This window comes from Deinococcus fonticola (genome assembly GCF_004634215.1).
Lineage (GTDB): Bacteria > Deinococcota > Deinococci > Deinococcales > Deinococcaceae > Deinococcus > Deinococcus fonticola.
In genome coordinates, this window is record NZ_SMMH01000040.1 from 1 (window position 1) to 7,500 (window position 7,500).

Genomic DNA, 7,500 nt, shown 5'->3' on the forward strand with positions numbered 1-7,500 from the left:
GGCGCGGATTGCGTTGGGGGCAGGTGAAAACCTGGACGGCCTTACGCTTGAAGGTGGCCCTCATCGTTGCCGCCTACAACTTACGCTTCGCACCTCCGCCCTTCGTTGTCAACCCCTAATCGCCGTTTCATGTGTTTCATTGGCTGGCTGGACGCTGAACAATGTTCAGCACCCCTTCGTACCGATCTTTCAAGTCGGCCCGGTCATTGTCATTCGGTGTGTTCTCCAGGGCGTCTGCGTAGATCATCTCCGCATGGCGGCGCAACTCGGCATGTCTCGCCGGGTCATCCATGCAGGCTGCAATACTGCGAAGCACTTCCAGCATCCTGATGGTCACAGCGGGGCTGCCCTTGCCGTACTGGCGGATCATGTGAAACATGCTGTCCAGCAGGCCGCCGAAGGTCGTGACGGGCCTGACCAGCCGCAGGTGATCGCCGCTGAAGTGAACACCGTCCGGCCAGCTGCGGTCATGCAGGCGGCACAGGGCGTCCCCGAAACGGTCGATCACGTCGATGGCGGTCACGGGATCGTTCACGCCGGGACTCAGGGCGCGGGAGGCCACCTCGGTGAGTTGCCGCACGCTGTACTCCAGATCCTGGCCCTGGAGGCGGGTGCGGCCCAGTGTCAGGGTGTCCATGACTCCATCCGGCAGGTGGGGGATGGCGGTCACGATCACGGAATTGGTGAACACGTAATCGCCCGGTTTGACGTGCAGGCGCAGGGCCACGTCCTCGCGGTCGGCCAGTTTGATTAGCTCTTCCACGTCCACCAGTTGCAGGTAGCCGCCTCTTGGTGCACGGAGGACTTCGCCGTTCTGCCAGTAGTTTTCAGGAGGTGGCTGGCGTTTGCCCTGCGAATCCTCACGCTGGTGGGTGGCTTTTTCCAGCGAGTCCTGCAAATCGTCGCGCAACAGGGTGATGACGCGGGTCATGTTGATACTGGCCGTCACGTGCGCCAGGTAGTAGACCAGTGCGGCAATACAGGCCAGGGCCAGCAGCATGGCCCCGGTTACGTTGTAGTGCGGCACGAACGGGTTTTCCTCACCGCCCTGCACGGCTCGCAGGGAATACAGGGTGAAAGCGAAGGTGGCGATGAAGGTGCCCAGCACCACCTGATTGCCCCGGTCACGTGTGAAGTTGTCCAGCAGCCGTGGCCCCATGTTGCCTGCTGCATAGGAGAGCGCGGCGATGGTGATGGAGAAGACCGTCCCGGCCACGCCTATAGCGCTTCCAGCCACCGCGCCCAGCAGCGTTCTGGCCCCGGTTTCTCCGCCCGAATAGATGAAGTTCAGGCTATCTGGCACGCCGTAGCGTTCCTCGGCGAAAATGCCCAGTTCGGCCAGCACCAGGGCCACCACGGTGAACACGGCGGGCAGGAACCAGAACTGCTGCGTCCACTCCCGCAACCGGAACCGCCATCTCTTCACGCTTTCCTGCGCTCCTGTTGGTCAGCCTCAGCCTGACGGCGGGAACGCGGCGGAGTTGCCCCGGCGGGCCAGCCCTCACGCTGGCGGGTGCGGTCACCGTCGGTTTCTTCAGTCTGGTTGTGGAACAGCACCTGCTGGGTCGGGAAGGGCAGATCGATGCCCTGTGCGGGCAGCGCCTTCTTCAATGTCTCCAGCACGCGGTCTTGCGCCTCGTTGGCCTCGCGGCGGATAGGCGGGTCGATCCAGAAGCGCACGTCCAGGTTCACGCTGAAGTCGCCCAGTTCCTTCACCAGCACCTGCGGGGCGGGGTCTTTCAGCACCGTGTCGATCTGCGCCAGTTCGCGCAGAATCACTTCTTTGGCGTGCGCGATGTCGTCCCCGTACCCGATGCCGATGTTCACGCTCAGACGGCGTTTATCCAGCGCAGTGTTCACCACGACGCGGTTGGTGTACAGCTCGCTGTTGGGAATGACCACCAGGCGGTTGTCGTAGGTGCGCAGCATGGTGGCCCGCACCTGAATGTCCTCGACGGTGCCCTCGTGGTTGCCGGAGACAATCTGATCCCCGATGCGGAAGGGCCGCGTGATCAGGATCAGAAGGCCCGCCAGCAGGTTCTGGAAGATGTCCTTGAACGCGAACCCGATGGCGACGCCGCTGACACCCAGTGCGCCGAAAAGGGACGCTGCCGTGAGCGTGGGGATAATGATGGTCAGCGAAACGAGGAGTCCAAGGGTCAGCACCGCCCACGAGGCGATGCGCCCGAACACCAGCGCAATCCCGCGCGGCTGCCCGGCCCGCTCGGCAATGGCATGAACAGCGTTGCGCACCAGGTTCGATATGAACACGAACAGCAGGAAGACGATCAGGCCGATCAGGATGTTCGGGATGGCCGTCAGGAACCCCTGAAGCATGTTCTGAAGCCGCGTCAGAATCGGCGTGAGTTCAAGCGTCATGATGCTCCAGTGTAGTGGATAGGTCAAAATAGTCGTTCTGGAGCGCGATCATCTCGCGTTCACGCGCTATCCAGCTTCACCACGCTGATTTTCCCGCCGGTTTCCAGCACCGCGAATTTGACTCCGCTCACGTCAGTCAGCCCAGCCGAGCGCAGGTGCTGTTCCAGAATGGCTGGAGAGACCCGCGCATTTTTCATTGCGGCCTCGCGCAACACGCCGTTTTCCACCAGAATCACGGGTTCGTTGTCGAAGAGGCGTTGCGCCGCCTCAGAACGCGCACTCCAGGCCGAGACACCGGACTGCAACAAGACCAGCACCAGCAGGCTGAGGGACGCTTCCACGATGCTTTTTCCGAGGATGGCGCTGGCGACGAGTGATCCGGCGGCCACGTTGGTCAGGAAGTCGTAACTGGTGAAGCTCGCGAAGGTGCGTGACCCGAAAGTGCGGGCCAGCAGCACCACGTAGCCAAACAGGATCAAGGTACTCAGCACGATGCGGGCCAGCAATTCCGTCCGCCAGCCTCCCTCGGGTGTCAGAAGTTCCATGAGTGCCGCTGTCACTGTGTCCATCACTGCCCTCCTAGGCGTCGTTGGCGGGTCCTGTGCGAGCGATGGCTTGCGTCTTCATCTGAGCCAGTTCGGCCCGGATGGCCTCTAACTCGCGCAGCAGGGCCGCGTTGTTGATCTCGTCGTCATCGCCGGGCTGGCGTTGATCCGCGCCGACGAACATGCTGGCGAGCGCCGCCGTGATGTACCCGAACACCGTGAACCCGTACAGGCCCAGCAGGAAGGTCAGGGTGCGTCCCTCGCCCGTCACCGGCCAGTGTTCCGGCCCCAGGCTGGTCAGCAGCATGCCCGTCCAGTACACCCACCCGGCGTAGTTTGCGGGGTTGTTCCCGCCTGTACCCTCGAAGTACGCCATGCCCGCCCCGCCCGCCAGGGTGACCAGCAGCGTCGCCAGCATCACGAAGCCGAATTTGCGCCGCCGCAGGGTACGTTGCAGGGTTTTCAGGCCCCGGTTCAGGCGTGTCAGGATCTGGAAGAGGCGCGTGCCACGGGTCAGCCTGGCCGCCTGCATGACCCGCACCCCCCGGAACGCCCGGAAGAAGCGCAGGAAGCGCAGGGCCGGGAGGGCGAGGCTCAGCGCAGAGAGCCAGTGGCGTTTCAGATACGTCCCTTTATGCGGCGCGAGACTCAGTGACAGCACAAAATCCACGATGAAGATGCCCCAGATGACGTTGCTCAGGGTGTTCGTCCAGGCGGGCACCGGCCCCAGCAATTCCCACACCAGCAGGGCCAGCCACACGAACCCCAGGATGTTCAGCGGGCCGTCGAGCAGTTCGTCCAGGGTACGTAGCGTTTCCCAGCGGACATCGTGCAGTTCCTGCTGCTTGGGCGGGGGAACGGTCATGCCCCAGTCTCCCCGGTCTTCATGACCCCCTTCCGTGACCCGAACAGGAATCAAAAGACCTGCTGGCGTTCACCCCTCGCCTTCCGTCTGAAGTTCCAGGCAGAAGGTCGTCCCCTGCGGCCCGGTCTGCTCGACCCATAGCCTCCCGCCCAGTTGCGCCGCGATCCACTCAGCGATGGCGAGTCCCAGCCCCACCCCCCCGGCCTTGCGGCTGCGGGCCTTGTCCACCCGGTAGAAGCGCTCGAAGATGTGAGGCAGGGCTTCCTGGGGAATGCCGATGCCCTGATCTTGCACGCTCAGGATGGTGCGCGGGCCTTCTCTGCGGATGCTGACGGTCACGCCCGTGCCAGCCGGGCTGTACTTCAGAGCATTGTCCAGCAGGATCAGCAGCAGTTGCCGCAGGCGGTCTTTCTCGCCGGAGACCATGAAGGGTTCGTCGGGGGCGTCCAGCATGACGGTGTGGTCGCCGCTGAGCCTGCGGGCATCCCGGATGGCCTCGGCAGCAATGCCCCGCAGCTCGACGGGAGAGCGTTTCAGGGTGCTGCCCGCGTCACTCTGGGCCAGGAGCAGCAGGTCGTCCACCAGGCGGTTCATGCGCGAGGCTTCCTTCTCGATGTCCGAGAGCATGGTTTCGCGCTCCTGCGCGTCCAGGTGCGGGTGGCGGCGCAGCAGTTCGGTGTTCCCGCGCAGCACCGTCAGGGGCGCACGCAGTTCGTGCGAGGCGTCCCCCACGAAACGCTGCTGCGAATCCCAGGCGGATTGCAGGCTGCCCAGCATGTCGTTGAAGGTGCGGGCCAGGCGACTGAGTTCGTCCTGATTCTTCCCGGTGGGGATGCGCTGCCCCAGGTCGCGGCTGCGAGTGATGCCCCGCGCGGCGTCCATCATGCGTTCCACCGGGCGCAGCACCGACCCGGCCAGCCACCACCCGAACAGGAACACCGCCAGCACCGACAGGCCCATGACGGTCAGCAGCACGCGGGCCAGTTGCCGGGCCGAGTTGTCCAGTGACCCCAGTGGCGTCAGGGCCTCGACGTACCCCAGCCTCTTCCCGGCGTCGCTGCTCACCTCGATCACGTAGCGCCGCCAGCGTTGCCCTTCGACGGACAGCGTGCCGAAGGCAGTATTCGCCCTGGGGTCATCCACCTCCCCGAAAGGAATAGGCAGCACCGCGTAATAGGCAGGCTTGGCCGGGTCAGTGAGCGGAGCCTGCGGGTCGGTGGGCGGTAACCCCGGATCACTGGGGGAACGTGACACCAGTTTTCCATCCAGGGAGTAACTGCGCAGTACCATCACGATGCCGTCCCTCGCGGGGCCAGAGGTGTCGGTTTCCAAAGCGTAAGAACGCCCCGAGGCGCGAATGCCCGTTTCCACCAGCCGCGCACTGCCGATCAGCACCCGGTCGAGGTTCAGGTACTGCTGCCTGACCGAAAAGCTGTACCCCACGAAGCCCAGGATGATCAGCGTCAGCGCCGAGAGCAGCCCGTACCACAGGCTCAGCCGCCAGCGCACACTCACTTATCCGCTCCGTAGCACGTAGCCCACGCCCCGGATGGTATGGATCACGCGCGATTCCCCTTCCGCTTCAAGTTTCTGGCGCAGGAGTTTGATGTACGTTTCCACGATATTCGGGTCACCCAGGTAATCCACGCCCCAAGCGCGGTCGAGCAGCATGGACTTACTCTGCACCCGTTCGGGCTGTTCCATGAACGCCTGCATCAGCCGGAATTCCTGTCCGGTGAAGGTGATGTCGCGCTCACCGCGTTTCACGGTGTGAGTGGCGGCATCCAGGGTGATGTCCTCGAAACGCAGCACCTCCGGCATTTTATCGCGGCGGCGCAGTTGCGTGCGGACGCGGGCCAGCAGCACGTCGAAAGAAAAAGGCTTGGTGACGTAATCGTCCGCCCCCGCTTCCAGCCCTTCCACCTGATGCTCGGGTCTGTCGCGGGCCGTCAGCAGGATCACCGGCAGGTCGTCGTCCACGCTGCGCAGGCGGCGCAATACCTCCAGGCCGTCGATACCGGGCAGCATCACGTCCAGCACGATCAAATCCGCCGGGCGGTCACGGGCGATCTCCAGGCCAGTCTCACCGTCTTCGGCGGCCTCGACCAGATACCCTTCGTAGGCCAGCCCGCGTTCCAGCAGAGTACGGACGCTGGGATCGTCCTCGATGACGAGAATGCGCTGAGTCACATCCCTCAGTTTAGTCCAGGCCGGGAATTCCGGGAATGTGCGCTCCAGCCTGCGTTCAGGTTGGGCACAGGTTTCTTCCAGCCTGAACACCTACGGTCGACCCATGAGAACAACCGAAAATTCGTCCCAGGGCTTATTTCTGCGGGCCACCAGCCTGCGCGGCCTTCCCCTGAGTCACCGGCAGGCCAATGCTGGCACGGTGACCGGGCTGATCTACGACCACATCAGGAAGCAGGTGACTCACCTGAAACTCGCGTCCAGGGTGGACGGCGAGGTGGTGGCCGTTCCCCTGCGCGAAGTGGATTTCAGGCGGGTAGGTCAGAACGAGTTGCGTGTCCCCGCGCTGAATGTCTGGGAGAAGTTACCGGAAACGTATCCCCCGGTGGACAAACTGACGGTGAAGTCGCAGAGCCGCACTGATACGGTGTTTGTGCATGATGTTTGGTTCAACCCACAAACCGGGAAGATCGACAGTTACGAACTGGGCCTGCTGCCAAGAAAGGCTTCCAGCATGCCTTCCCTGTGTGTGAAAGCGAGCCAACTGGCCTTCGAGGACGGACAACTCCTGGCCGCCGATGAACTGCTGGGCGCATTATCCGCCACCTTCAACCTCAGCGTGGGGCTTTCCCGGCCCCTGGCCCGCTGGTCAACGGCGTACACCGGTCACCTGGCCTGACCCCCGTGCAGGTGCTTCAGGTGACGTTCAGGTTCGCTCCAGTTTCCCTCCCGGTTCCCCTTCTACCTTCAGGCCATGCCAGACCAGACCTCTTCTGAAAGCACCGTGTGGGCCAGTGAACTGATGGGCGCATTGGTGCGGACGGATGAAGGGGGGCAGGTGGCCCGCGTGACTGGACTGGTGATGTTTCCACCTCACGGCGTGGTGGCCCTGCAAGTGCAGCCCGTGGGCGCGGCTGAACCCCCGCACACTCATGGGCAGGCACGGGTGCTGCTCTTCGATGCCGCGCTTGGCTACGCGCCGGGCGAGGTGCGGGTGGCGTCGGCGGACGACGTGGTTCCCGCCTTCAAGCTGCCCACCCTGCTCGGACACCTTTCCTCCACCACCCTGCCCCGACTGGGGTCGCGCGTCCGCACATCCGGCGGAAAGCAAATCGGTTTCCTGTGGGACGCCTGCGTGGACAGGTTCACAGGTGAACTGCACCAGTACCGGATCGGCCCGACCTGGCTTCCCGCGCCTGGAGACCGGGGCGTCCTGACCAGTAGTCGCCTGTGGTCATGCACGGCGGGTGAACTGACCATGCCGGAAGAGGACGCTGCGCTGGTCTTAGACCTACTCGGTCAGCTTTCCCGCCCCGCCTGAACCTGGCTGTACCGAAAGGAGTTTTGATGATCAAACCCATGCTTACTGCCGCTGCCCTGACAGCGGCCCTCACGACGGTGGGCAGCCCCGCGACGGCTGCCGCACCCATGCCCACCACCTCTCCCTTCTGCCAGAGCGGCAAGACCGTGCGTTTTGCCGAGATCACCTGGGAGAGCGGACAGTTCATCACCGAAGTCATGCGC

At 63.8% G+C, this 7,500-nt stretch carries 9 protein-coding genes (1 of these 9 only partly in view); 3 read left to right on the forward strand and 6 right to left on the reverse strand.

The features are described from left to right. Positions 1 to 136: 136 nt before the first annotated feature. From E5Z01_RS16760 to E5Z01_RS16785, 6 genes are all read right to left on the reverse strand, one after another. Complete coding sequence (locus E5Z01_RS16760) at positions 137 to 1,426, reverse strand: DUF2254 domain-containing protein (RefSeq protein WP_135230406.1); 1,290 nt, start codon at positions 1,424 to 1,426, stop codon at positions 137 to 139. After that, on the reverse strand, positions 1,423 to 2,379 hold the full coding sequence (locus tag E5Z01_RS16765) for a mechanosensitive ion channel family protein (protein WP_135230407.1): 957 nt from the start codon (positions 2,377 to 2,379) through the stop codon (positions 1,423 to 1,425). The genes E5Z01_RS16760 and E5Z01_RS16765 overlap by 4 nt, the downstream gene beginning before the upstream one ends. Before the next feature lie 59 nt (positions 2,380 to 2,438). Further along, positions 2,439 to 2,948, reverse strand: a complete 510-nt coding sequence (locus E5Z01_RS16770; protein ID WP_135230408.1) for a DUF421 domain-containing protein — start codon at positions 2,946 to 2,948, stop codon at positions 2,439 to 2,441. 10 nt (positions 2,949 to 2,958) lie between these two features. Further along, positions 2,959 to 3,789, reverse strand: coding sequence for an ion transporter (locus tag E5Z01_RS16775; protein WP_135230409.1), 831 nt, complete (start codon positions 3,787 to 3,789; stop codon positions 2,959 to 2,961). Positions 3,790 to 3,858: 69 nt separating this feature from the next. After that, a complete protein-coding gene (locus tag E5Z01_RS16780; RefSeq protein WP_135230410.1) occupies positions 3,859 to 5,304 on the reverse strand; it encodes a sensor histidine kinase in 1,446 nt (481 codons plus the stop codon). Continuing rightward, positions 5,305 to 5,979, reverse strand: coding sequence for a response regulator transcription factor (locus E5Z01_RS16785; protein ID WP_135230411.1), 675 nt, complete (start codon positions 5,977 to 5,979; stop codon positions 5,305 to 5,307). 103 nt (positions 5,980 to 6,082) lie between these two features. On the opposite strand from E5Z01_RS16785, the gene E5Z01_RS16790 reads away from it, so the two are divergent. The 3 genes from E5Z01_RS16790 to E5Z01_RS16800 all read left to right on the forward strand — a co-directional run. Further along, the gene (locus E5Z01_RS16790) at positions 6,083 to 6,655 is read left to right on the forward strand and encodes a hypothetical protein (RefSeq protein ID WP_135230412.1); all 573 of its coding nucleotides are present in this window, start codon (positions 6,083 to 6,085) and stop codon (positions 6,653 to 6,655) included. A gap of 75 nt (positions 6,656 to 6,730) precedes the next feature. Continuing rightward, positions 6,731 to 7,297 carry a hypothetical protein gene (locus tag E5Z01_RS16795; protein ID WP_135230413.1) on the forward strand — a complete coding sequence of 189 codons (567 nt, stop codon included), beginning with the start codon at positions 6,731 to 6,733 and terminating at the stop codon, positions 7,295 to 7,297. 26 nt (positions 7,298 to 7,323) lie between these two features. Then, positions 7,324 to 7,500, forward strand: the beginning of a protein-coding gene (locus E5Z01_RS16800; RefSeq protein ID WP_205750506.1) for an ABC transporter substrate-binding protein. 867 nt of this gene lie beyond the right edge of the window; only the first 177 of its 1,044 coding nucleotides appear in the window; it begins with the start codon at positions 7,324 to 7,326; its stop codon lies off the right edge, out of view.

What these genes read in the sequence shown, in the direction of transcription:
- E5Z01_RS16765 (WP_135230407.1), bottom strand. Translation starts at nt 2,379, where the DNA reads ATGACGCTTGAACTCACGCCGATTCTGACGCGGCTTCAGAACATGCTT.
- E5Z01_RS16795 (WP_135230413.1), top strand. Translation starts at nt 6,731, where the DNA reads ATGCCAGACCAGACCTCTTCTGAAAGCACCGTGTGGGCCAGTGAACTG.
- E5Z01_RS16790 (WP_135230412.1), top strand. Translation starts at nt 6,083, where the DNA reads ATGAGAACAACCGAAAATTCGTCCCAGGGCTTATTTCTGCGGGCCACC.
- E5Z01_RS16775 (WP_135230409.1), bottom strand. Translation starts at nt 3,789, where the DNA reads ATGACCGTTCCCCCGCCCAAGCAGCAGGAACTGCACGATGTCCGCTGG.
- E5Z01_RS16770 (WP_135230408.1), bottom strand. Translation starts at nt 2,948, where the DNA reads ATGGACACAGTGACAGCGGCACTCATGGAACTTCTGACACCCGAGGGA.